20 protein-coding genes are annotated in these 21,286 nt (G+C 72.3%); 3 read left to right on the top strand and 17 right to left on the bottom strand.

Features of this window, described 5'->3' with window-relative positions:
• Positions 1-408 (top strand): HNH endonuclease (locus tag AC6EI4_RS13470; protein ID WP_498451757.1); only part of this gene is annotated, 408 nt, incomplete at its 5' end.
• A gap of 632 nt (positions 409-1,040) precedes the next feature.
• Here AC6EI4_RS13470 and AC6EI4_RS13465 read toward each other — a convergent pair.
• The 10 genes from AC6EI4_RS13465 to AC6EI4_RS13420 form a co-directional block, all read right to left on the bottom strand.
• A complete protein-coding gene (locus tag AC6EI4_RS13465) occupies positions 1,041-1,760 on the bottom strand; it encodes an HAD family hydrolase (protein WP_498451756.1) in 720 nt (239 codons plus the stop codon).
• Positions 1,757-3,262: a succinyl-CoA:acetate CoA-transferase ScpC gene (scpC, locus tag AC6EI4_RS13460; RefSeq protein WP_498421960.1), complete on the bottom strand. Its 1,506-nt coding sequence runs from the start codon at positions 3,260-3,262 to the stop codon at positions 1,757-1,759. Before scpC ends, AC6EI4_RS13465 begins: the two co-directional genes overlap by 4 nt.
• Before the next feature lie 38 nt (positions 3,263-3,300).
• On the bottom strand, positions 3,301-5,082 hold the full coding sequence (locus AC6EI4_RS13455; RefSeq protein WP_498421962.1) for a proline--tRNA ligase: 1,782 nt from the start codon (positions 5,080-5,082) through the stop codon (positions 3,301-3,303).
• Positions 5,083-5,181: 99 nt separating this feature from the next.
• The gene (locus AC6EI4_RS13450; protein ID WP_498451755.1) at positions 5,182-5,553 is read right to left on the bottom strand and encodes a DoxX family protein; all 372 of its coding nucleotides are present in this window, start codon (positions 5,551-5,553) and stop codon (positions 5,182-5,184) included.
• A 17-nt stretch (positions 5,554-5,570) separates the two neighbouring features.
• On the bottom strand, positions 5,571-6,416 hold the full coding sequence (locus AC6EI4_RS13445) for a GNAT family N-acetyltransferase (protein ID WP_498421964.1): 846 nt from the start codon (positions 6,414-6,416) through the stop codon (positions 5,571-5,573).
• A 33-nt stretch (positions 6,417-6,449) separates the two neighbouring features.
• Positions 6,450-7,601, bottom strand: a complete 1,152-nt coding sequence (gene ispG, locus AC6EI4_RS13440; RefSeq protein ID WP_498421965.1) for a flavodoxin-dependent (E)-4-hydroxy-3-methylbut-2-enyl-diphosphate synthase — start codon at positions 7,599-7,601, stop codon at positions 6,450-6,452.
• A 45-nt stretch (positions 7,602-7,646) separates the two neighbouring features.
• Positions 7,647-9,002 (bottom strand): M50 family metallopeptidase, encoded by a 1,356-nt coding sequence (locus AC6EI4_RS13435; protein ID WP_498451754.1) that lies wholly within the window; start codon positions 9,000-9,002, stop codon positions 7,647-7,649.
• On the bottom strand, positions 8,999-10,129 hold the full coding sequence (locus tag AC6EI4_RS13430) for a 1-deoxy-D-xylulose-5-phosphate reductoisomerase (protein ID WP_498421968.1): 1,131 nt from the start codon (positions 10,127-10,129) through the stop codon (positions 8,999-9,001). The genes AC6EI4_RS13435 and AC6EI4_RS13430 overlap by 4 nt, the downstream gene beginning before the upstream one ends.
• A gap of 70 nt (positions 10,130-10,199) precedes the next feature.
• Positions 10,200-12,086: a propionyl-CoA synthetase gene (locus AC6EI4_RS13425; protein WP_498451753.1), complete on the bottom strand. Its 1,887-nt coding sequence runs from the start codon at positions 12,084-12,086 to the stop codon at positions 10,200-10,202.
• Positions 12,087-12,153: 67 nt separating this feature from the next.
• Positions 12,154-13,572 carry a M1 family metallopeptidase gene (locus AC6EI4_RS13420; protein WP_498451752.1) on the bottom strand — a complete coding sequence of 473 codons (1,419 nt, stop codon included), beginning with the start codon at positions 13,570-13,572 and terminating at the stop codon, positions 12,154-12,156.
• A 242-nt stretch (positions 13,573-13,814) separates the two neighbouring features.
• Between AC6EI4_RS13420 and AC6EI4_RS13415 the strand changes: the two genes are divergently transcribed.
• Positions 13,815-14,696, top strand: a complete 882-nt coding sequence (locus tag AC6EI4_RS13415) for a serine protein kinase RIO (protein ID WP_498451751.1) — start codon at positions 13,815-13,817, stop codon at positions 14,694-14,696.
• Between the two features lie 50 nt (positions 14,697-14,746).
• Complete coding sequence (locus AC6EI4_RS13410; protein ID WP_498421975.1) at positions 14,747-15,859, top strand: LOG family protein; 1,113 nt, start codon at positions 14,747-14,749, stop codon at positions 15,857-15,859.
• Positions 15,860-15,887: 28 nt separating this feature from the next.
• On the opposite strand, the gene rlmN is transcribed toward AC6EI4_RS13410, so the two are convergent.
• The 7 genes from rlmN to AC6EI4_RS13375 form a co-directional block, all read right to left on the bottom strand.
• Positions 15,888-17,036, bottom strand: coding sequence for a dual-specificity RNA methyltransferase RlmN (gene rlmN, locus AC6EI4_RS13405; RefSeq protein ID WP_498451750.1), 1,149 nt, complete (start codon positions 17,034-17,036; stop codon positions 15,888-15,890).
• 41 nt (positions 17,037-17,077) lie between these two features.
• Positions 17,078-17,437, bottom strand: coding sequence for a hypothetical protein (locus tag AC6EI4_RS13400; protein ID WP_498421978.1), 360 nt, complete (start codon positions 17,435-17,437; stop codon positions 17,078-17,080).
• Complete coding sequence (locus AC6EI4_RS13395; RefSeq protein WP_498451749.1) at positions 17,434-18,015, bottom strand: hypothetical protein; 582 nt, start codon at positions 18,013-18,015, stop codon at positions 17,434-17,436. The genes AC6EI4_RS13400 and AC6EI4_RS13395 overlap by 4 nt, the downstream gene beginning before the upstream one ends.
• Before the next feature lie 73 nt (positions 18,016-18,088).
• The gene (locus AC6EI4_RS13390) at positions 18,089-18,397 is read right to left on the bottom strand and encodes a hypothetical protein (RefSeq protein WP_498451748.1); all 309 of its coding nucleotides are present in this window, start codon (positions 18,395-18,397) and stop codon (positions 18,089-18,091) included.
• Positions 18,394-20,034 carry a radical SAM protein gene (locus AC6EI4_RS13385; RefSeq protein ID WP_498421984.1) on the bottom strand — a complete coding sequence of 547 codons (1,641 nt, stop codon included), beginning with the start codon at positions 20,032-20,034 and terminating at the stop codon, positions 18,394-18,396. Before AC6EI4_RS13385 ends, AC6EI4_RS13390 begins: the two co-directional genes overlap by 4 nt.
• A complete protein-coding gene (locus AC6EI4_RS13380) occupies positions 20,031-20,828 on the bottom strand; it encodes a prolipoprotein diacylglyceryl transferase (RefSeq protein WP_498451747.1) in 798 nt (265 codons plus the stop codon). Before AC6EI4_RS13380 ends, AC6EI4_RS13385 begins: the two co-directional genes overlap by 4 nt.
• Before the next feature lie 7 nt (positions 20,829-20,835).
• Positions 20,836-21,177, bottom strand: a complete 342-nt coding sequence (locus tag AC6EI4_RS13375) for a hypothetical protein (RefSeq protein ID WP_498421988.1) — start codon at positions 21,175-21,177, stop codon at positions 20,836-20,838.
• Positions 21,178-21,286 lie beyond the last annotated feature (109 nt).

Here is a 21,286-nt window from a genome sequence, read left to right as displayed (position 1 = left end):
TACGAGACCCCCGACCGCCTCGTCGAACGCCTGACCCTCATCGACCACACCTGCGTCTTCCCCTGGTGCACCCGACCCGCCCGCAACGTGACACCCGACGGCCATCGCGCCGACTGCGACCACATCCGAGAACACGCCACCGGTGGCACCACCTGCTCATGCAACCTCGCCCCACTCTGCCGGCGACACCATCGCCACAAGACCCACAGCCCCTGGTCCTACACGCACCTCGACACGGGCACCTACCTCTGGACCAGTCCCCAGGGCTACCAGTACCTGCGTGACCACACCGGCACCCTCGACGTCTCCCGGGACCGCCGACGGCACCCCCCGCAGCACTGGAACGATCCGCACCCGCCTCAGCAACCCGCCGCGACGTCAACCGACCTGCCGCCACCCGACCAGTAGCTGCTCCGCCCCGCACCCCGCCCAGGCACCACCCGGCGGGGCCAGCGGCATGCCCAGGCACCGCCCGGCGGGGCCAGCGGCACGCGCGGGCACCACCTGGAGGAACGCGCGCCAAGCACTCCCCCGCGCGGCCGGCGGACGATGAGGGCGAGGCGCCGCCTTCGCGGCCACGCGGCCAGCGGAACAGCCCCGGCACACAGACACCGTCCAGCCCGGCGCAGTCGCTACCCGTGGCGGTGCCAGCCCCCACCGCAGGGGGACGTACGGAAGCCGAAGGGCCGAGGAGCGAGGCCGCCAGCCGGCCCGGACCGCAGAGCGCAGAGCGGGTGAGGTGGGCCGCCGACCCGAGTTGCCCCGAAATGACCTCGGTCCGCGAACACGACCTCCAAGGAAGTCCCGAGATCTTCCCCGAGTGGACGTGTTCGCGGACCATGAGACGGAGCCGGTCAGCGCGGCACCTGGTGGTGATCGGCGGCGCAGACGCCGGTCACCGGTTCAACTGCGGCGGGTTGCCCGAACAACCTGCCGTGCAAAACAATGCAATACGGAGCGACAGAAGGCCAGCACTTACAGACTGCATGTCCTTGCAATGCAGCAAGTTGCAGGAGTTCGCCCGGCCGCGGTGGACGCCCTCAGCCCCGGCGCGACCAGCCGGCCACGATGTCGAGAACATCGAGAAGGCGGTGCGCCACTGCGTCGGGCTCGCCCTCGGTGTGGCCCACCTGCTGGGCAGGGATGCGGCTGTGCGGCACGTGGATGGCGCGCAGCCCGGCGTTCTTCGCCCCCCAGACGTCGTCGAAGAGCCGGTCGCCCACATAGACGCAGCGACCGGGGTCACGGGCGCCCACGGCCTCCATCGCCGCGCCGAACGCCCGCGGAGACGGCTTGGTCCACTCGATCTCGCTGGTGTAGACGTCGCCGTCGATCAGGTCGAGGACGCCGTCTCGCTCGAAGAACCCCCGATGCCACTCCCGCGGCCAGATGGTGTTCGACAGCACGCCCACCTTGACGCCGCGCTCGCGCAGCGCCTCGAAGACCGGCCGCACGTCGGGGTCGGTCGCCGTGTGCGGCTCCCAGAACTCGTAGTAGGCGTGCAGCAGCTCCGGGTCGTGCTCCAGCCCCGCCTCGTCGAACAGATCCGCGACGGTGGCGCTGCGCTGGTGGTCGCGCGAGCGCCCCCAGACCGCGTCTCCCGCGGCATGCAGGCGTTTGCTCGCGGAGTCCAGGTCGTGGTCGGTACCGACCACGGCCTGGGCCAGTGCCAGCGACTCGGCGTGGAAGTCCACGTCGCTCCAGCGGGTGAGCGTGCCGCCCCAGTCGAAGATGACCGCCTCGACGTCCGGACCGCTCACATGTGACCCGTCTCGAGGAACCGGCTGTGCCAGCTGAGCGCCTCGTCGAGCAGGTGCGGCGTGTGGCGCGCGGTGGGTCGCGCGGCCTTGGCCCGGTCGACGTAGTCCTGGAGCTGGTCGCGGAAGTCCGGGTGCGCGCAGTTGGCGATGACCCGGTCGGCCCGGTCGGTCGGCGAGAGCCCGCGCAGGTCGGCGAGGCCCTGCTCGGTCACCAGCACGTGCACGTCGTGCTCGGTGTGGTCGACGTGGCTGACCATCGGCACGATCGCCGAGATCGCCCCGTTCTTCGCGGTGGACGGCGAGACGAAGAAGTTCAAGAAGGCGTTGCGGGCGAAGTCGCCGCTGCCCCCGATCCCGTTCATGATGCTCGAGCCCATGATGTGGGTGGAGTTCACGTTGCCGTAGATGTCGGCCTCGATCATCCCGTTGATCGCCACCACGCCGAGACGGCGGACCAGCTCGGGGTGGTTGGAGATCTCCTCGCTGCGCAGCAGGATCCGGCCCTTGTACGAGCTCACCTCGGAGAGGAAGCGCTGCACGCCGTTGGGCGAGAGGCCGAACGACGTCGCGGAGACGCCGACCAGCTTGCCGCTGTCGAGCAGGTCGAGCAGACCGTCCTGGATCACCTCGGTGAAGGCGATCATGTTGTCGAACTCGCTCACCTCCAGCCCGGCCATCACCGCGTTGGCGACGTTGCCCACCCCGCTCTGCAGGGGCAGCAGGTTGCGCGGCATCCGGCCCGCGGCGACCTCGTGGCGCAGGAAGTCGACAAGGTGGTCGGCCATCGCCTCGGACAGGGCGTCCGGCGGGGTCAGCGGGGTGTTGCGGTCGGGGCTGTTGGTCTCCACCACCGCGACCACCTTGGACGGGTCGACGCGCAGGTACGGGTCGCCGATCCGCTGCATCGGCTGGGTCAGGTGGATCGGGCTGCGGTGCGGGGGCAGCGCCGCCCCGTAGTAGACGTCGTGGAAGCCCTCGAACTCACGGGGCTGCCAGCTGTTGACCTCGAGGATCACGCGGTCCGCGCGGTCGAGCCAGGTCTTGTTGTTGCCGATCGAGCTGCTGGGCACCAGCAGGCCGTTGGGCAGGATCGCGGTGACCTCCACGACCGCCACGTCGAGCGGGCCGTAGAAGCCGAACCACATGTGCTGGGCCGAGTGGCTCAGGTGGGTGTCGACGTAGTCGACCTCACCGGAGTTGATCAGTGCCCGCAGCGTGGGGTCGGAGTTGTAGGGCAGCCGCTTGTCCAGCCCGTGCACCGAGGCGAGCACACCGTCCACCTCGGGGGCGGTCGACGCACCGGACCACAGCCCGATGGTGAACTCCTCGCCGCGCGCGTGCGCCGCCTCGATCCGGCGGGCCAGCGCCTGCGGGATCGCCTTGGGGTAACCGGCTCCGGTGAAGCCGCTGATCCCCACGGAGTTGCCATGGTGGATGAACTCGGCCGCGGCCTCGGGGGTCGTGACCTTGGTGGCCAGCGACGGACAGCTGATGCGTGACATACGTGCTCCCGTGAGATGGGGTGACCCGAGGATCGGGATCAGGGCCGGACGACGGACATGAGATGGGCGACGACATCGGCGACGGGGACGTCGAGACGCTCCCCGCTCCGACGGTCCTTGACCTCGACGGTGCCATCCGCGAGGCCCTTGCCGACCACCGCGATGGTGGGAACGCCGATGAGCTCGGCGTCCTTGAACTTGACGCCCGGGCTGACCTTGCCGGTCCGGTCGTCGAAGATGACGTCCACGCCCGCCGCGCTCAGCTCGGCGGCGATCCGCTCGCCCTCGGCGAACAGCGCGGGGTCCTTGCCGGCGGCGACCAGGTGCACCTGGGCCGGCGCGACCTCGCGCGGCCAGCACAGGCCCAGCTCGTCGTGGTTGTCCTCGGCGATCACCGGCACTGCCCGGGACACGCCGATGCCGTAGGAGCCCATGGTGACGGTGACCAGCTTGCCGTTCTCGTCGAGCACCTTGAGGCCCAGCGCCTCGGCGTACTTGCGGCCGAGCTGGAAGATGTGGCCCATCTCGATGCCGCGAGCGGTCTCCAGGGTGCCCTGGCGGCCCTCCGGGGCGCACTGCGGGCACGCGTCGCCGTCGCGGACCTCGGCGGCCTCGATGGTGCCGTCCGGGGTGAAGTCGCGCCCGGCGACGAGGTCGAGCACGTGCTGCCCGGCCACGTCGGCGCCGGTGACCCAGCGAGTGCCCTCGACCACGCGCGGGTCGACGAGGTAGCGGATGCCCGAGGGCGACTCCTCGCCGAGCGCGCGGGGGCCGATGTAGCCCTTGACCAGCTCGGGGTGCTTGCGCAGCTCCGTCTCGTCCATCGCCTCGACCTCGATCGGCTCGAGCTGGCCCTCGAGCCGCTTCTGGTCGACCTCGCGGTCGCCGGGCAGCCCGATGGCCAGCGGCTCGCGGGTCCCGTCGGGGTGCTTGAGCACGACGAGGACGTTCTTCAGCGTGTCGCCGGCCGCCCAGGGCCGGTCGTCGCGGGGGAACTTCTCGTTGAGGTGGTCCACCAGCGTGTCGATCGTCGGCGTGTCCGGCGTCTGCTCGGCGTGCGCGGCCGGGACGTCGTCGTAGCCGCGGGGGGCGGGGGCGGGGACGGTCACCGCCTCCACGTTGGCGGCGTAGTCGCACGTGGTGCACTGCACGAACGTGTCCTCGCCGACCGTCGAGCGGGCCAGGAACTCCTCCGAGCGCGACCCACCCATCGCGCCGCTGGTGGCCTTGACGATCACGTAGTCGAAGCCGAGCCGGTCGAAGGTCTTGACGTAGGCCTCGCGGTGGGCGTTGTAGGAGGCCTCGAGGCCGGCGTCGGTGGTGTCGAAGGAGTAGGAGTCCTTCATCACGAACTCGCGCCCGCGCATCAGACCGGCGCGGGGACGCGCCTCGTCGCGGTACTTGGTCTGGATCTGGTAGAGCCAGACAGGCAGGTCCTTGTACGACGAGTAGAGGTCCTTGACGACGAGGGTGAACATCTCCTCGTGGGTCGGGCCCAGCAGGTAGTCGGCGCCCTTGCGGTCCTGGAGGCGGAAGAGCCCGTCGCCGTACTCGGTCCACCGGCCGGTCGCCTCGTAGGGCTCGCGGGGCAGCAGCGCCGGGAACTGCAGCTCCTGGGCGCCCATCGCGTCCATCTCCTCGCGCACGATCCGCTCCACGTTGCGGTACACCCGCAGGCCCAGCGGGAGCCAGGTGTAGATGCCGGGCGCGGCCCGGCGGATGTAGCCCGCACGCACCAGCAGCCGGTGACTCGGCACCTCGGCGTCGTTCGGGTCGTCGCGCAATGTGCGGACGAAGAGCTGGGACATACGCAGGATCATGGGAGCCAGGTTATCCGTGGCGCGCGCCCCGACGTGCATCCGATGGTCCCCTGCGTCACAGACGACGCGCTCGAAGCCATCGGGCGAGGGCGCCCGCGCTCAGCCTCGGGCAGCCCGGAGGGCAGCACGGATCATCGGCAGCTGCAGCGGAAGCCGACCGTAGGCGATCGCCTTGAACCGCCTGCTGCGCGCGCGCCTGGCGTCGTCGGCCATCTTCAGGTTGCCCGGGTAGACGCCCACCAGCACCGCGGCGCTCGCCCACCCGGCGACCCGGCGGGTGCGGGGGAACACCAGACCCGCGGCGCACGCCAGCTCGGCGATGCCGCTGGCGAGGATCAGCTCGCGGTGCGCCGGCAGCGCGGCCGGCATCACCGGCTCGAACGTCGCCGGCCGGACCAGGTGGATCACCCCCGAAGTGGCGAAGGCGGCGGCGAGCACCCGGGCATCCCAGGGCAGAGCAGAGGTCGACATGGCGAGAACCTAGCGGCTCAGAACATGATTGTGGAGAACCGGGCGCTCTCGCGGAAGCCGGCGCGCTCGTAGGCGGCGCGGGCGGGGTCGTTCCACTCGTTGACGTAGAGCGAGACGGTCGGCGCGATCTCGGCCAGCACGATCTCCGCGACCGCGGCCATCCCCCGGGTGGCGAGCCCCTCCCCACGCCGGTCGGGCGGCACGTAGACGCCCTGCACCTGCGCGGCGTACGGCGAGGCGCAGGCGACCTCGGCCTTGAACACCACCCGGCCCTCCTCGAAGCGGGCGAAGGACCACCCGCGCGAGACCAGCTGCATCACCCGTGCCCGGTAGAGGTCGCTGCCCCCGCCGAACTCCGGGGAGACGCCCACCTCCTCGGTGTACATCGCCACGCAGGCGGGGTAGAGCTGCTCGAGGTCCTCGCTGGTGGTGCGCCTGACCTCGGGGTCCCCGGCGATCGCCGGCGGCCCGGAGAGCTCCAGGTGGGGCTGCCGGCGGCGGATCTCGCGCGGGCTCCCCCAGCTGTCGCCGACCACCCCCCAGAAGGCGGAGACCGCCTCCTCGGGGCCGACCAGCGTCGAGACGGACCGTCGCTTCGCCAGGGCTCGGGCGGCGAACGCCACGGCGTCGTCCGCGCTGGCCTGCACGGGCACCAGGTTGGCGCCGACATGACAGGCGGCGGTGAGCCGGCCGTCGTCGAAGCGGCCCCACATCTCACCGCCCAGCCAGCGCGGGTCGAGGTTCGTCGTACGGGCGCGGTAGTCCGCGAACACGTTGACGACCGGGTCCTGGGCGGTGAGGGCCAGGAACTCGTCGAGATCCGGCGTGCCCAGCAGGTGCACGCCGTGCCGGGTGGAGAGCACGTCGGGAGCCTACTTCTCGTCCGGCTCTCGCGCTCAGCTGACGCTGACGGAGGCTTCGGCGCCCTCGACGGGCTCCATCTGCTCGGCGAGGCGCATGGCCTCCTCGATCAGGGTCTCCACGATCTGGCTCTCCGGCACGGTCTTGATGACCTGGCCCTTGACGAAGATCTGGCCCTTGCCGTTGCCCGAGGCCACTCCCAGGTCGGCCTCCCGGGCCTCACCCGGGCCGTTCACCACGCAGCCCATCACGGCCACGCGCAGCGGCACCTCGAGCCCGTCCAGACCCGCCGTGACCTGCTCGGCCAGCGTGTAGACGTCGACCTGGGCGCGCCCGCACGAGGGGCACGAGACGATCTCGAGGCGGCGCGGGCGCAGGTTCAGCGACTCCAGGATCTGCAGCCCGACCTTGACCTCCTCCACCGGCGGCGCGGAGAGCGAGACCCGGATGGTGTCGCCGATGCCGCGCGAGAGCAGCGCGCCGAACGCGGTCGCGGACTTGATCGTGCCCTGGAAGGCCGGGCCCGCCTCGGTCACACCGAGGTGCAGCGGCCAGTCGCCCCGCTCGGCGAGCATCTCGTAGGCCCGCACCATGACCACGGGGTCGTTGTGCTTGACCGAGATCTTGAAGTCGTGGAAGTCGTGCTCCTCGAAGAGACCGGCCTCCCAGACCGCGGACTCGACGAGCGCCTCGGGCGTCGCCTTGCCGTACTTCTCCAGGAGCCGCTTGTCGAGCGAGCCCGCGTTGACGCCGATCCGGATCGAGGTGCCGCGGTCCTTGGCGGCCCGCGCGATCTCCTTGATCTGGTCGTCGAACTGCCGAATGTTCCCGGGGTTGACCCGGACCGCGGCGCACCCGGCGTCGATCGCCGCGAAGACGTACTTGGGCTGGAAGTGGATGTCGGCGATCACCGGGATCTGCGAGTGCTGCGCGATCTGCGGCAGGGCGTCGGCGTCGTCCTGGGAGGGGCACGCGACCCGGACGATGTCGCACCCGGCGGCGGTCAGCTCGGCGATCTGCTGCAGCGTGGTGTTCACGTCGGAGGTCAGCGTGGTCGTCATCGACTGCACCGAGATCGGGTGGTCGCTGCCGACGCCGACCTTGCCGACCTGGATCTGCCGGGTCGGGCGGCGGGGGGCCAGCACGGGCGGGGGTGCTGCGGGCATGCCAAGGCTGACTGCGGTCATGTCCCGATCCTAGCGATGTCACCCTCGCCTCGGCGCCGCCGCCTGCTAGGACTCGTAGAGCGACAGCGGGACCACCAGGTCGCCGACGATCAGCACCGCGCCCATCACCAGCAGAGCGAGGCCCACCACGTAGGCCACCGGGAGCAGCCGAGCGACGTCGACGAAGCCGGGGTCGGGGCGTCGACGCAGCCGGGCGAAGCCGCGGCGCACGGCCTCGTAGAGCGCCCCGGCGATGTGGCCGCCGTCCAGCGGCAGCAGCGGAACGAAGTTGAACATCCCGATGAAGAAGTTGAAGCCGGCGATGAGCATCAGGATGAAGACGGTCTTCTCGGCGACCGGGAACGTCTCGTGCGAGACGGTCTCCCCCGCCAGGCGTCCGCCGCCCACCACGCTGACCGGGCTGTCGGCGGCACGCTCCTCGAGCCCGACGATCGCCTGGGCGACGTCGAAGACCTTCACCGGCAGCGTGCCGAGCGCCTTGACGGTCTCGACGGTCATGTCGCCCATCTGGCGCAGCGTGTAGAGCGGCCCGCCCTCGGCGAAGCCGGCAAAGGTCGGGGTGACGCCGAGGAAGCCGACCTCGGTGAGGGTCTCGTCGGTGGCCGACGTGGGGCGCGACTGCACGGTGGTGCTGGTCCGCCCGGTCATCTCCTCGCCGTCGCGCAGGTAGGTGATCTCCGCCTCGCCGCCGGCGTTGCCGCGGATGGCCTTCTGCAGCCCCTCCCAGTCGTCGATCGGCGTGCCGTTGAAGGCGACGATCTCGTCGCCGGGCTGCAGGCCGGCCTCGACGGCCGGGCTGACCGGGTCCTTCGCGGTGCAGACCCGGTCGCTCTCCTCGTAGGGGACGACGCAGGCGGACACGTCGTCGACGACCGGCTCGAGGACCGGGTCGTTGGGGTTGCCGTACGTCGCGAAGACGCCGGCGAAGATCACGAACGCGATGGCGATGTTGACCGAGGGGCCGGCGGCCATCACGATCACCTTCTTCCACCAGGGCATCCGGTAGAAGAGCCGGTCGTGGTCCTCGGGCGAGATCGTCTCCCACTCCGCCGCCCGGGCGTCGGAGATCAGCTGGGTGAACATCCCGGTGTTGGACTTGCGCACCTTGTAGACGTGGTTGCCCGCGGCGTCGATGCCGTCCGGCTCGGCGATGTTGCCGGCCCCCGGCGGGAGCATGCCCACGATCTTCACGTAGCCGCCGAGCGGGATGGCCTTCACGCCGTACTCGGTCTCGCCGCGCCGGCGCGACCAGACGGTGGGGCCGAAGCCGATGAAGTACTGCGTCACCTTCCCGCCGAACTTCTTCGCCGGGATCATGTGCCCCAGCTCGTGCAGTCCGATGGAGACGAGGATGGCGAGGACGAAGACGACCACACCGAGGATGTAGAAGAGCGCGGTCATGCGGCGGGGAACCCCTCCCGGATCAGACGGACGGCCTCTGAGCGAGCCCAGACGTCGGCGGCGAGGACGTCGTCCACGCTCAGCTGTGTCGTCTTCGAGGGTACGCCGTGCAGGGAAAGAACGGCGGCGATCGTCGCCACGATGTCCACGAAGCGCAGCCGGCCGGCGAGGAACTCCTGCACGCAGACCTCGTTGGCGGCGTTGTAGACCGCCGGCGCCGTGGCTCCCAGCGCGCCGGCCCGCTTGGCCAGGGCGACTGCCGGGAACGCCTCGTCGTCGAGGGGGTGGAACTCCCACGTCTCCGGGCGGGTCCAGTCCACCGGCGGCGCCGCGTCGGCGACCCGGTCGGGCCAGTCCAGGCCGAGCGCGATCGGGATCATCATCGTGGGCGGCGAGGCCTGCAGGATCGTGGAGCCGTCGCAGAACTCCACCATCGAGTGGACCACCGAGGTGGGGTGCACCACGACCTCGATGTCCTCGAAAGGCACCCCGAAGAGCAGGTGCGCCTCGATCACCTCCATCCCCTTGTTGACCAGGGTGGCGGAGTTCACCGTGATCACCGGGCCCATCGCCCAGGTGGGGTGGTTCAGCGCCTCCTGGGGCGTCACCTCCAGCAGGTCCTCGCGGCTGCGGCCGCGGAACGGCCCGCCGCTCGCGGTCAGCACCAGGCGGCGCACCTCGCCGCGGGCACCGGCACGCAGGCACTGCGCGATCGCGGAGTGCTCGGAGTCGACGGGCACGATCTGGCCGGGCCTGGCCCGCTGGGTGACCAGGGACCCGCCGATGATCAGCGACTCCTTGTTGGCCAGGGCGAGGGTGTTCCCGGCGTCGAGCGCGGCCAGGGTGGGCCGCAGCCCGACGGCTCCGGTGATGCCGTTGAGCACCACGTCGCAGGCCATCGCCGCCGCCTGGACCGAGGCGTCCTCCCCCAGCCCGGAGAAGGCCGGGGCGAACTCGCGCACCTGCTCGGCGAAGAGCTCGGGGTTCGAGCCGCCCGCGGTCAGCGCGACCACCCGGAACCGGTCGGGGTGGGCGCGCACCAGGTCGAGGGCCTGGGTGCCGATCGAGCCGGTGGAGCCGAGGATCACGACGTCGCGACGCTGCGCGCGAGAGGCTGGAGAGGTCACCGCGCGATTCTCCCAGCACCCCGCGCGGCAATGCCGCAGCCCCCGGCGCGGCGCCCGGCGGGTCGTGTCCTCACGGGCGTCGCAACGCGGGGCGCAGGTCGTCGAGCACGGTTGCGTCCTCGATCGTCGAGGGCACCTTCGGTTCCTTGCCGTCGGCGATCTCACGCATCGTGCGGCGCAGGATCTTGCCCGAGCGGGTCTTGGGCAGTCCCCCGACCACGGTCACCGACTTGAACGCCGCGACGGCGCCGATCTCGCCGCGCACCAGGGCCACCAGCTCCTCGACGATCGTGTCGGGGTCGGCCTCGACACCCGACTTGAGCACCACGAACCCGTGCGGCAGCTGCCCCTTGAGCGGGTCGGCCACGCCGATCACGGCACACTCCGCGACGGCCGGGTGCTGCGCGATCACCGCCTCCATCGCCCCGGTCGAGAGCCGGTGGCCGGCCACGTTGATGACGTCGTCGGTGCGCCCCATCACGTAGAGGTAGCCGTCCTCGTCGACGTACCCGCCGTCCCCGGTGAGGTAGTAGCCCTCGAAGGTGGACAGGTACGACGTCACGTAGCGCTCGTCGTCGCCCCACAGGGTGGGCAGGGTGCCCGGCGGCATCGGCAGCTTGAGGCAGATCACACCCTCGGTGCCGGCCGGCACCTCGCGGCCGTGCTCGTCGAGGACCTCCACCTGGAACCCCGGCACCGGCACCGACGGGGAGCCGGCCTTGAGCGGCATCGGCTCGAGCCCGCGCAGGTTGGCCGCGATCGGCCAGCCGGTCTCGGTCTGCCACCAGTTGTCGACCACGGGCACCCCGAGCTTCTCCCCCGCCCAGCTCCAGGTGTCGGGGTCCAGGCGCTCCCCGGCCAGGAAGAGGGTCTCCAGCGAGGACAGGTCGCGGCCCGCGGCGAGCTCGCCCTCGGGGTCGACCTTGCGGATCGCGCGGATCGCGGTGGGGGCCGTCAGCAGGGCCTTCACGCCGTACTCCTCGATCACCCGCCAGAACGCCCCGGCGTCCGGGGTGCCGACCGGCTTGCCCTCGTAGAGCACGGTCGTGGCGCCGTTGATGAGCGGCGCGTAGACGATGTAGGAGTGGCCGACCACCCAGCCGACGTCGGAGGCCGCCCACCACACGTCACCGGCGCCGCAGCCGTAGACCTGCGGCAGCGACCAGGCCATCGCGACCGCGTGCCCGCCGTGGTCGCGCACCACGCCCTTGGGCTTGCCGGTGGTGCCGGAGGTGTAGAGCACGTACAGCGGGTCGGTGGCGGCCACCTCCACGCACTCGGCGGGCTTGAGCCGGCCGATCCTCATCGCCTCGTCCCAGTCCACGTCGCGCCCCTCGACCAGGGTCGCCTCGACCTGGGGGCGCTGCTTGACCACGACCGCGCTCGGCTCGTGGTCGGCGAGCTCGAGGGCCCGGTCGACCAGCGGCTTGTAGGCGATGGTGCGGCCCGGCTCGATCCCGCACGAGGCGGTGACCAGTGCCTTGGGGCGTGCGTCGTCGATGCGTACGGCGAGCTCGTGCGGCGCGAAGCCACCGAAGACCACCGAGTGCACCGCCCCGATCCGGGCGCAGGCCAGCATCGCCACGACGGCCTCGGGGATCATCGGCAGGTAGATCACCACCCGGTCGCCTTGCTGCACGTCGAGCGCGCGCAGCACGCCGGCGAAGGCCGCCACGTCCTCGAGCAGCCGGCCGTAGCTGACCCGGCTCTTGGTCTCGGTCAGCGGCGAGTCGTAGATCAGCGCCGTGCGGTCGGCGTGGCCGGCGACCACGTGCCGGTCCAGGGCGTTGTAGCAGGTGTTGAGGGTCGCGTCGGGGAACCAGCGGTAGAACGGCGGCCGCTCGGCGTCCAGGGCCCGGGTCGGCTTCTTGAACCAGTCGACACGGGTCGCGGCCTCGCGCCAGAAGGCGTCGGGGTCGGCGACGGAGGCGGCAAAGGTCTCGCGGTAGCTCGGCATGGTCACCATCGTGGCGTCCGGGGTCGGGAGCGTCCACCCGGGTCCCGGGCCGCGGTGAGCGCCCGGCTCAGACCAGGCCGTTGTCCGCGGTGCGCGCCGGCCGGGTGGTGCCTCGCAGCCAGGCGTCGAAGAACCCGGTCAGGTCCTCGCCGCTGATCTCGGCGGCGAGCGCCTCGAAGTCGGCGACGCTGCCGTTGCCGCCGGCGCGCCCCTGGGTCCACGCCTTCAGCAGCGTCCAGAAGTCCGCGTCGCCGATCCGGTGCCGCAGCGCCTGGACGACCATCGAGCCCCGGTCGTAGACCTCCATGTCGAACAGGTGGCGCGGGCCCGGGTCGGCCAGCTTCAGGCGCCAGAAGCCGCCGCCCGCCAGGCGCCACTGCTCCAGCAGCCAGCTCTGGGCGGGCGGGCCGCCGTGCGTCTCCTCCCAGAGCCGCTCCATGAAGCTCGCGAACCCCTCGTTGAGCCAGATGTCGCGCCAGCCGTGCACGGACACCGAGTCGCCGAACCACTGGTGGGCGGTCTCGTGCACGAGCAGGCCGACGTTGCGCCGCCCGCCCACGAACGGGTAGGTCGAGCGGGTCTGGTTCTCCAGCGCGAAGCCCACGCTGAGCCCGGTGGTGAGCCCGCCGGCGATCGAGAACGGGTACTCGCCCAGGTAGCGCTCGCTCCAGCGCACCACCTGCGGGGTCCGCCGCATCAGGGCCATCGCCTGGCGCCGGGCCGCGGGCCTCAGCGTGCGCGAGACCGCGGACAGCCACCGCACCCCGCCGTCGGTGCCGCGGGCGATCTGGAAGTCGCCGGCGGCGAAGAACGCCAGGTAGGGGGCCATCGGCTCCTTCGCCCGCCAGTGCCAGGTCGTCTCGGTGCGGGTGCGGGTGCGGCCCACCAGCTCGCCGTTGGCGATCGCCTGGCGGCCCCGCGGGACGCTCACGTGGATGTCGAAGGCCGCCTTGTCGCGGGGGTGGTCGTTGGCGGGGAACCACCAGGCGGCCATCTGCGGCTCGCCCATCGTGACCACCTCGCGGCGGTCCGCCAGCCACGGCCGCTCGCCGCGCCAGCGCTGGCCGCCCGGCTTGCCGGCGTAGGCCACCCGCACCCGGAACGTGGCACCCTGCGCGATCGGGCGCTGCGGGACGACCCGCAGCTCGTGGCGGTTGGGGCGGCTGAACGTCGCGGGCCGGCCGTCGACGGTGACCTTGCCGACCTTGAGCATGAAGTCGAGGTGGAGGCTGGACAGGTCCTGCTCGGCACGCGCCGTGATCCGGGTCCAGCCGCTGAGCCGCCCGGTGGCGAAGGCGTAGCGGTCGTGCACGTCGTAGTGGGACACGTCGTAGCCCCCGTTGCCGTCCTGGGGGAAGTAGGGGTCCCCGATGCCGGCGGCCCCCGGGGCCGGGGCCACCCGCTGGCCGGCGCCGTGCGCGGTGTCCTGCCCGCTGGCGGGAACGACGGCGGCGCCCGCCACCAGCGCGGCGGTGCTGAGCGCCACCAGCGCAGCGCGGGCGCGTCGAAGTGGCTGAACGGTCCTCGTGCTGCACCTGGATGTCATGGCGCTCCCCCCTGTCGCAGTGGGCAACGTATCCGAAAACCCGTTGCCGACCCGCGAGCGGGGCCACCACGATGGCACCAGCGTGCGCCCGTCGGGGCGTGCCCCGATCGAGAGGAGCCGTGCCATGACGACTGTGCCCGGCCTGTCCGCAGACCACCCCTCGATCACTTGGAGCACCCCCGATGCCACACGACTTCAGCGAGCCCGTCACTGACGCGCCGCACCCCCACGACGAGCGTCTCGCCGGGCTCGACCCGGCGTTCGTCTTCGACTTCACCCCCGCCGACGAGCCGGACGGGCCCGGCCGGCGCTGGTCCACCTGGGCCAGCGTCGAGCCGCTGTGCCGCGGGCCGCGGCCGCGCCCGGCCTGGGTGGTCACCGACCAGGGCGCCCTCGACACCGACCTGGGCATCCTCAAGACCGGCAAGGAGGCCGACGTCTTCCTGCTCGACCGCGCGGTGCCCGGCGGCGCCTCGGCGGTGATGGCCGCCAAGCGCTACCGCGGCGCCGAGCACACCAGCTTCCAGCGCTCCGGGGTGTACGCCGAGGGCCGGCGCACCCGCAACAGCCGCGATGCCCGGGCGCTGGCCCGCAAGAGCGCGCACGGTCGCGCGGTCGCCGCCGGCCAGTGGGCGTGGGCCGAGTGGGAGGCCCTGGTGCGCTGCTGGGGGCTGGGGCTGCCGGTCCCCTACCCGGTGCAGATCGACGGCACCGAGATCCTGATGGAGTGGATCACCGTCGAGGACGAGACGGCGCCGCGCCTGGCCCAGACCCGGCCCGCGCCGGCGCTGCTCGCGTCGTACTTCGATCAGCTGCGCGAGGCGATGGCCGAGCTGGCCCGGCACGGGCTGGTGCACGGCGACCTCTCGCCCTACAACCTGCTGGCGGCGGGTGATCGGCTGGTGATCATCGACCTGCCCCAGATCGTGGACCTGGTCGCCAACCCGCGTGGGACGGACTTCCTGATGCGCGACTGCACCAACGTGGCCACCTGGTTCCGCTCGCGGGGCCTGGGCGTGGACGAGCACGCGCTGTTCGCGGAGCTGGTGGGGCACGCGTTCTGAATCCGGCGCGCGGTGCGCCGGGTCCGCACACCGCCGCCTAAGGTCGCGGCATGAGACACAGCCGTGGACGGGTCATCGAGGTCGCCACGCTCGCCGACCTGGAGCGACGCCTGGCGGCCGGGGTGACCTCGATGAGCGGGTGGCACCTGCAGGGCCTGGACCTGAGCGGGCAGCGCGAGGCGCTGCGCCGCTGCCGGGTGGCCGGTGCGCTGTTCGTCGGGTGCCGCTTCGGCAACGGCGACGAGGAGTCGGTGCGCGCCCGCGGGGCGATCGTCTTCCCCGAGGTGCCCGGGGTGCCGGTCGACAGCTACCGCACCGCGCTCTACTCCCCCACCGAGCTCTTCGACAGCCGCACCTACGCCGACACTCTCGACGCCCGGGCCTATGCCTGGGCCCAGCAACCCGGTCGCGCCGGGCGGGCGGTGACGCTCGCGCGCGCCCTGCACGACCATGCCGTCGACGCGGCCCTGCGCGGCTGGGTGGCCCAACGGCGGCGCGCGGGTCGCCCGCTGGTGGGGGTGATGGGCGGGCACGCGCTCGCGCGCGGCAGCGAGGAGTACGCCGCGGCGGCGCGGCTGGGCCGGGCCCTGGGGCGCTCGCTCACCGTGGCGACGGGCGGCGGGCCGGGCGCCATGGAGGCGGCGAACCTGGGCGCCTACCTGAGCCGGCAGCCGGATGAGGCGGTCGAGGAGGCGCTGCGTGCGCTGGCCGCGGCGCCGTCGTTCCGGCCCTCGGTGGAGGCCTGGGCGGACGCGGCGTTCGAGGTGCTCGCGCGGTTCCCCGAGGGCGAGCAGTCGCTGGGCATCCCCACCTGGCACTACGGCCACGAGCCGCCGAACCCGTTCGCCACCGCGATCGCGAAGTATTTCGCCAACCCGGGCCGCGAGGCGGTGCTGCTCGAGGTGTGCGACGCCGGGATCGTCTTCCTGCCCGGCGCCGGCGGGACGGTCCAGGAGATCTTCCAGGACGCCTGCGAGAACTACTACGCCGACGAGTCGTCGTTGGCGCCGATGGTCCTCGTGGGTCGCCGCTACTGGACCGAGCAGCTGCCGGCCTGGCCGCTGCTGCAGGCCCTCGCCGAGGGCCGCCCGATGGCGCCGCTGGTGCACCTCGTCGACACCGTCGAGGAGGCCGCCGCCCTGATGACCCTGCGGTGCGCCTGACCCGGTCGGGGCGGCGGGTCCGGCGGGGTCAGGCCTCGGTGGCGGCGAGCTGACCGCAGGCGCCGTCGATCTCGCGGCCGCGGGTGTCGCGCACGGTCGTGGAGATCCCCTTCGCCTCCAGCCGGCGCACGAACTCGCGCTCGTCGGCGGGGTCCGAGGCGGTCCACTTGGACCCGGGCGTCGGGTTCAGCGGGATCAGGTTGACGTGCACCCAGCCCCAGTCGCCGTAGGAGTTGAGGACGTCGCCGAGCAGGTCCGCGCGCCAGGCCTGGTCGTTGATGCCGCGCATCATCGCGTACTCGATCGACACCCGACGCTTGGTCTTCGCGGCGTAGTCCCAGGCCGCCTCGACGGTCTCCGCGACCGAGAAGCGGGTGTTGATCGGGACGAGCTCGTTGCGCAGCTCGTCGTCGGGGGCGTGCAGGGAGAGCGCCAGGGTGACCGGGATGCCCTCCTCGGTGAGCTGCCTGATCCGCGGCACCAGACCGACGGTGGAGACGGTGATCCCGCGCGCGCTCATCCCCAGGCCGGCGGGGGCCGGGTCGGTCAGCCGACGGACCGCGCCGATCACGGCCTTGTAGTTCGCGAGCGGCTCGCCCATTCCCATGAAGACGACGTTGGAGACGCGTCCGGGGCCGCCGGCGACCTCGCCGCGCGCCATCGACCGGGCGCCGGCGACGACCTGCTCGACGATCTCGGCGGTGGACATGTTGCGCTGCAGGCCGCCCTGGCCGGTGGCGCAGAACGGGCACGCCATGCCGCACCCGGCCTGCGAGGAGACGCAGACCGTGGCCCGGTCGGGGTAGCGCATCAGCACCGACTCCACCAGCGCGCCGTCGAACAGCCTCCACAGCGTCTTGCGGGTGGTGCCCTTGTCCGCCTCCATCGTGCGCAGCGGGGTCATCAGCCGCGGCAGCAGCGCCTCGACCAGCTCCGTGCGCTGGGTAGCGGGCAGGTCGGTCATCTCGGCGGGGTCGTCGACCAGCCGCGCGAAGTAGTGCGTGGACAGCTGCTTGGCCCGGAAGCCGGGGAGCCCGTGGCTGGTCAGCAGCTCCTTGCGCTCGGTCTCGGTGAGATCGGCGAGGTGCCGCGGGGGCTTCTTGCGCCCGCGCGGCTCGTCGAAGACCAGCTTGAGAGGGGTGGTTCCGGCAGCGGCGGGGGTGGGCTCGTCAGACATCACCTCGATCATCCCACCGAGGGGAAGGATGGACGAAAACCTCAGCCCTCGATCATCACCATCAGCCAGAGCACCAGTGCCCCCACCCCGAGCACCACGACGAGGGTGGCCAGCATCCCGAGCAGCATGTACAGCCCGAAGCGCCGGCTGCGCTGGGGGACCAGGAGCGCGAACGGGAGCGCCAGCGTCAGCACGACGAAGGGATACAGCCCCCGGGCGGTCTCGTAGTGGAAGAACAGCCGCAGGATCGTCGCGAACGCCCCGGGCACGAACACCATGAAGAGCAGGCCGGTGAAGAACCCCGCGATCGGCGTGAACGTCGGGTGGTCGCGGTGCCACCAGCTGGGCGCCCGCTCCTCGCGGAGCCGACCGTCGGAGGTCTCGGTGGGGAAGTCGGTCATGAGTGCATCTGGGAGGTGATGAGGTAGATGAGGGTGAGGCATGCGCCGGCCAGCACGATGAACGTCAACGCGATGCCGATGATCGCGCCCAGCGCCCACCAGCGCGTCGCCGGATGGGTGAGCCCCGCGACCAGGCCGACCACCATGGTAATCGCCAGGCCGAACAGCCCCCCGCTGCTGAGCACGCCGTCCAGCCCGGGCACCGAGGCCAGCGCATTGACGAAGGTGCCGCCGAGGACCAGCAGCACCGGGCCCAGGAAGAACCCGACGGCCAGGCCCACCCAGCGCATGGTCCGGTCGGGCCCGCCGCCGTTCGGCCCGGGCGTGGTGTACGGCGAGGGGTAGGGGCCGGGCCCCGGCGGAGCGGGCGGTCCATAAGGCGAGGGCTGGCCGTACGGAGCGGGCTGGCCGTACGGAGCGGGCTTGCGGTACGGGTCCGGCGGGCCCGCCGGGGCGCCGTACGGCGGCGGCGCGCCCCAGCCGCCCTGGGGCGGTCCCTGGGGCGGTCCCTGGGGACGATCCTCGGGTCGGGACTGCCCCCCGTTCGGTGGCTGCTGACCCGTCGGTGGCTGGCTCATTCGGACACACCCCGCTCTCGCGCCTCATGGTAGGGCTCGAGGGGGCGACGTGGGCGCGACGCGCGCAGGGTCCTCACCGGAGCCACCACCAGATCCCGGCCAGCCCGGCGGCCACCAGCAGCGCCAGGTAGGCGAGCACCAGCCGGGTGTCGCGTAGCAGGCACTGCGAGCGGGTCAGCCCGGCCCGGCGCGCACGCCAGTAGCCGACGAAGCCGAGGCCCGCGAACCCCACCAGCGCGACCGGGCCGAGCACCCAGCCCAGCAGCGCGACGGTGGCGAAGACGCACAGCCGCAGCGGGTCGAAGGGCTCGGCGCCCGGGGCGCCGGCCGCCGGGGAGGGCACGGCGCGCGCGGGCTCCACCAGGCGCGGGTCGCGGCTCATCGCGGGCCCTCGACCAGCGGCAGCCGCGGCCCGGCTGCCGGTCCGACACCGGCCCCCGCGGGAGCCCCGGTCGCCGTGGAGAGCCGGGTGCGCCCCAGCGGGGCCCAGGCCTGCACGGCGCAGAACGGCGCGCACTGGTGGGCCGCGGTGTCGGCGTTGACGGTGCCGACGTGCACGCAGCACTGGGTCAGCCGCTCCTCGATCATCGTGTTCATGTCCATGAACGGCTTCACGGTCACCCGCAGCACCCGCTCCCCCAGCATCCGCCTCAGCCGCTGGTGCTGCCCGGGGAGCTTGGAGGCCACCAGCGTGCTGAGGGTGCCGATGCCCAGGTCGCAGTTCTGGCAGATGTCGCGCCAGATCGAGGTCATCGACGGGTGCGAGAGCGACGACTGCTCCGAGAGCAGGTCGAGCAGGGAGTCCTTCACCACCGCCCGCAGCGAGACCGGGAGGGAGTCGTCGGCGATCCGGTTCGCCAGGGTGTCGGGCTCCAGGTCGAGCCACTGCTTGAGCCGGTCGTGGCCGATCAGCGCGGTCAGCGAGCGCCAGCTCCCGGAGTCGTCGCGCAGCAGGTAGCCGACCGAGCAGCAGTGCGGGTGCGAGCAGGGCAGCGCGGTGAGGTCGCGCCAGGTGACCACCCCGGCGGTCTGCTCCTCCAGCCGGGCCAGCACCCCGGTGTGGGTCAGCCGGTCCAGCGCGTCGATGGCCCCGGAGCGGCCCGAGCCGAACACCGGCTGGATCGTCACGCCGCCGACGTAGGGGGTGTCCAGGGCCCGCTTGAGGACGTAGCCGATCTCGTCGTCGTTGACCCCCAGGGCGGCGGTCATCGTGAGCGTGGTGAACACCCCCGCGCCCGAGAGCCGCTCGATGGCGCGCTCCTTGAAGCGGCGGATGTCGGCGCCGCGGTGGTGGCGCGATGCCTGCGCGGACTCCCCGTCGTACTGCAGATAGACCTCGACGCGCTCGCGGTGGCGGCGCAGCAGCGCGAGCAGCTCGTCGTCCTGCGCGATGGCGAGGCCGTTGCTGTTGATCAGGATGCGTACGACGGGGCGCGCCACGACCGCGTCGAGCAGTTCGGCCAGCCACGGGTAGAGCGTCGGCTCGCCGCCGGAGAGCATCAGCACGTCGATGCGTCCGTTCTCGCGGGCCAGCCGGGCGTCGATCGAGGCGAGGACCTGCTCGAGCGGAGCGACCGAGGCCAGCGCCGGCGAGGACTCCGCGAAGCAGGTGGGGCACTTGAGGTTGCAGTGGTCGAGCAGGTCCTCGAGCAGGATGCAGGTGTGCTGGGTCTGCATCTCCGGCAGTCCGTGCTCGTAGGCCGACGGCACCGGCCGGAAGTTGCCCCTCAGGTCGGGCTCGTGGACCTTGGTGGGCGCGGTCCACTGCTCGAGGTAGGTGAGGATCTCGGGCGACTCGTCGTACAGGGTGCGGACCAGGCCGTGGCTCGGGCAGCCACGCTCGAGCCAGATCCGGTCGTCGCGCTCGACCAGCCAGCCGCTGAGCCGCTGCACCTCGGCCAGTGGCCGGTCCGGATGCTCCTCGTGGCACAGCGGACAGAACGCGTTCACGTAGCGGTGGATCCGGTCCCCGCGCAGCGGCATGCCCGCCCCGCGCTCGCCCTGTTGTGCCGTGCTCATGCGGCCACCTCCGGTCGGGCCGGCATCGATGGCCGGCGATAGGCGCCCCGCCGGTAGCGCCAGGCGATGCGCGCCAGGAGCAGCGGGACGGTGAGGGCGAGGAAGAGCTGGGGGCGGGTCAGGCCCGCCCAGGCCACCTCGTTCGCGCGGACGAACTCCACGAGGAAGCGGAAGACCCCGTAGCTCGCGATGTACCAGACGAAGGTCTCCCCCGGTGGCAGTTCGCGATGGCGCAGCCAGAGCCAGAGCACCGCGAACGCCGCCGAGTGGAAGACGATCTCGTAGACGAACGACGGATGCAGCCCCACCCCGGCCGGCGCGCCGACCCGGGCGGCGGCGTCGGCCTGGAGGGTGATCCCCCAGCCGCCGGCGGTGGGCGTCCCGGGGGTCTCGGTGAGCAGGCACCCGATGCGCCCCACAACCATCCCCAGCGCCACCGCCGGCGCGAAGAGGTCCCCGGTGCGGGCGCGGTAGCCCACCACCCGTTTGGTGACGTGCACCCCCAGCCACGCGCCGACCAGCCCGCCGAGAATGGAGCGGTTGCCGTAGAGCCACTGCTCGGCCAGGGAGGCGTTCTGGCGCAGGTCGACGTGCTGGAGCCAGGTGCCCATCCGCATCATCACCGCGCCCCCGACCAGGGCGCCGGCCACCACGAAGACGAGGCGCTCGTCGGAGCTCCCGCGACGGCGCGCCTCCAGCGCGAAGACGACGCCCGCGGCCAGCACGCCGAGGGCCACGAAGAGCTCGTGGGTGGGGACGGGGAGGCCGAGCAGCGCCTCGAGTGTGGGATACATGTCCGCCTCAGCCCAGAGCGGGTGTGAGGGCGGACCCGCAGACGCCGCTGCCGACGACGATCCCGATGGCCAGCCCCATCACCACGCCGGCGCCGGCCTGGCGGGTGCGGGGAACGACGAGCAGGACCAGCGCGAGCACCAGCGGGATCAGCGCGGCGGCGATGACGAGCAGGGCGAAGTTCCACGAGCGCAGGAAGCCCTCAGCCTCCGCGTTGTAGGCGATGCCCAGGCCCCCGAACACGACGATCGCGATCCACAGCCAGCTGAGCGCGAAGCCCAGCACACCCCCGGCCACCAGCGCGACGGGATGCACCGGCCTCGCGGGAGGGGGCTGGTGCGGGTGGTCCATGCTGCCTCCTGTGTGCCCAGCCGTCGCGGTCGCCCCACCCTTTCATGGCGGGGCGCTGCGCAGGCGCGGTTCACGCAGAGAGGGACGAGTCGAGCCCGGCTGGGCCCGG

The organism is Nocardioides sp. Z43_10 (genome assembly GCF_059766615.1).
Note: the sequence above shows the minus strand (reverse complement) of the source record. Positions and strands in the feature narration are given on the sequence as shown.

Excerpts from the sequence above, each read along its gene's own strand:
- scpC (WP_498421960.1), bottom strand. The coding sequence starts at position 3,262 with ATGTCACGCATCAGCTGTCCGTCGCTGGCCACCAAGGTCACGACCCCC.
- AC6EI4_RS13455 (WP_498421962.1), bottom strand. The coding sequence starts at position 5,082 with ATGATCCTGCGTATGTCCCAGCTCTTCGTCCGCACATTGCGCGACGAC.
- AC6EI4_RS13450 (WP_498451755.1), bottom strand. The coding sequence starts at position 5,553 with ATGTCGACCTCTGCTCTGCCCTGGGATGCCCGGGTGCTCGCCGCCGCC.
- ispG (WP_498421965.1), bottom strand. The coding sequence starts at position 7,601 with ATGACCGCAGTCAGCCTTGGCATGCCCGCAGCACCCCCGCCCGTGCTG.
- AC6EI4_RS13435 (WP_498451754.1), bottom strand. The coding sequence starts at position 9,002 with ATGACCGCGCTCTTCTACATCCTCGGTGTGGTCGTCTTCGTCCTCGCC.
- AC6EI4_RS13425 (WP_498451753.1), bottom strand. The coding sequence starts at position 12,086 with ATGCCGAGCTACCGCGAGACCTTTGCCGCCTCCGTCGCCGACCCCGAC.
- AC6EI4_RS13415 (WP_498451751.1), top strand. The coding sequence starts at position 13,815 with ATGCCACACGACTTCAGCGAGCCCGTCACTGACGCGCCGCACCCCCAC.
- AC6EI4_RS13410 (WP_498421975.1), top strand. The coding sequence starts at position 14,747 with ATGAGACACAGCCGTGGACGGGTCATCGAGGTCGCCACGCTCGCCGAC.
- rlmN (WP_498451750.1), bottom strand. The coding sequence starts at position 17,036 with ATGTCTGACGAGCCCACCCCCGCCGCTGCCGGAACCACCCCTCTCAAG.
- AC6EI4_RS13400 (WP_498421978.1), bottom strand. The coding sequence starts at position 17,437 with ATGACCGACTTCCCCACCGAGACCTCCGACGGTCGGCTCCGCGAGGAG.
- AC6EI4_RS13395 (WP_498451749.1), bottom strand. The coding sequence starts at position 18,015 with ATGAGCCAGCCACCGACGGGTCAGCAGCCACCGAACGGGGGGCAGTCC.
- AC6EI4_RS13390 (WP_498451748.1), bottom strand. The coding sequence starts at position 18,397 with ATGAGCCGCGACCCGCGCCTGGTGGAGCCCGCGCGCGCCGTGCCCTCC.
- AC6EI4_RS13385 (WP_498421984.1), bottom strand. The coding sequence starts at position 20,034 with ATGAGCACGGCACAACAGGGCGAGCGCGGGGCGGGCATGCCGCTGCGC.
- AC6EI4_RS13380 (WP_498451747.1), bottom strand. The coding sequence starts at position 20,828 with ATGTATCCCACACTCGAGGCGCTGCTCGGCCTCCCCGTCCCCACCCAC.
- AC6EI4_RS13375 (WP_498421988.1), bottom strand. The coding sequence starts at position 21,177 with ATGGACCACCCGCACCAGCCCCCTCCCGCGAGGCCGGTGCATCCCGTC.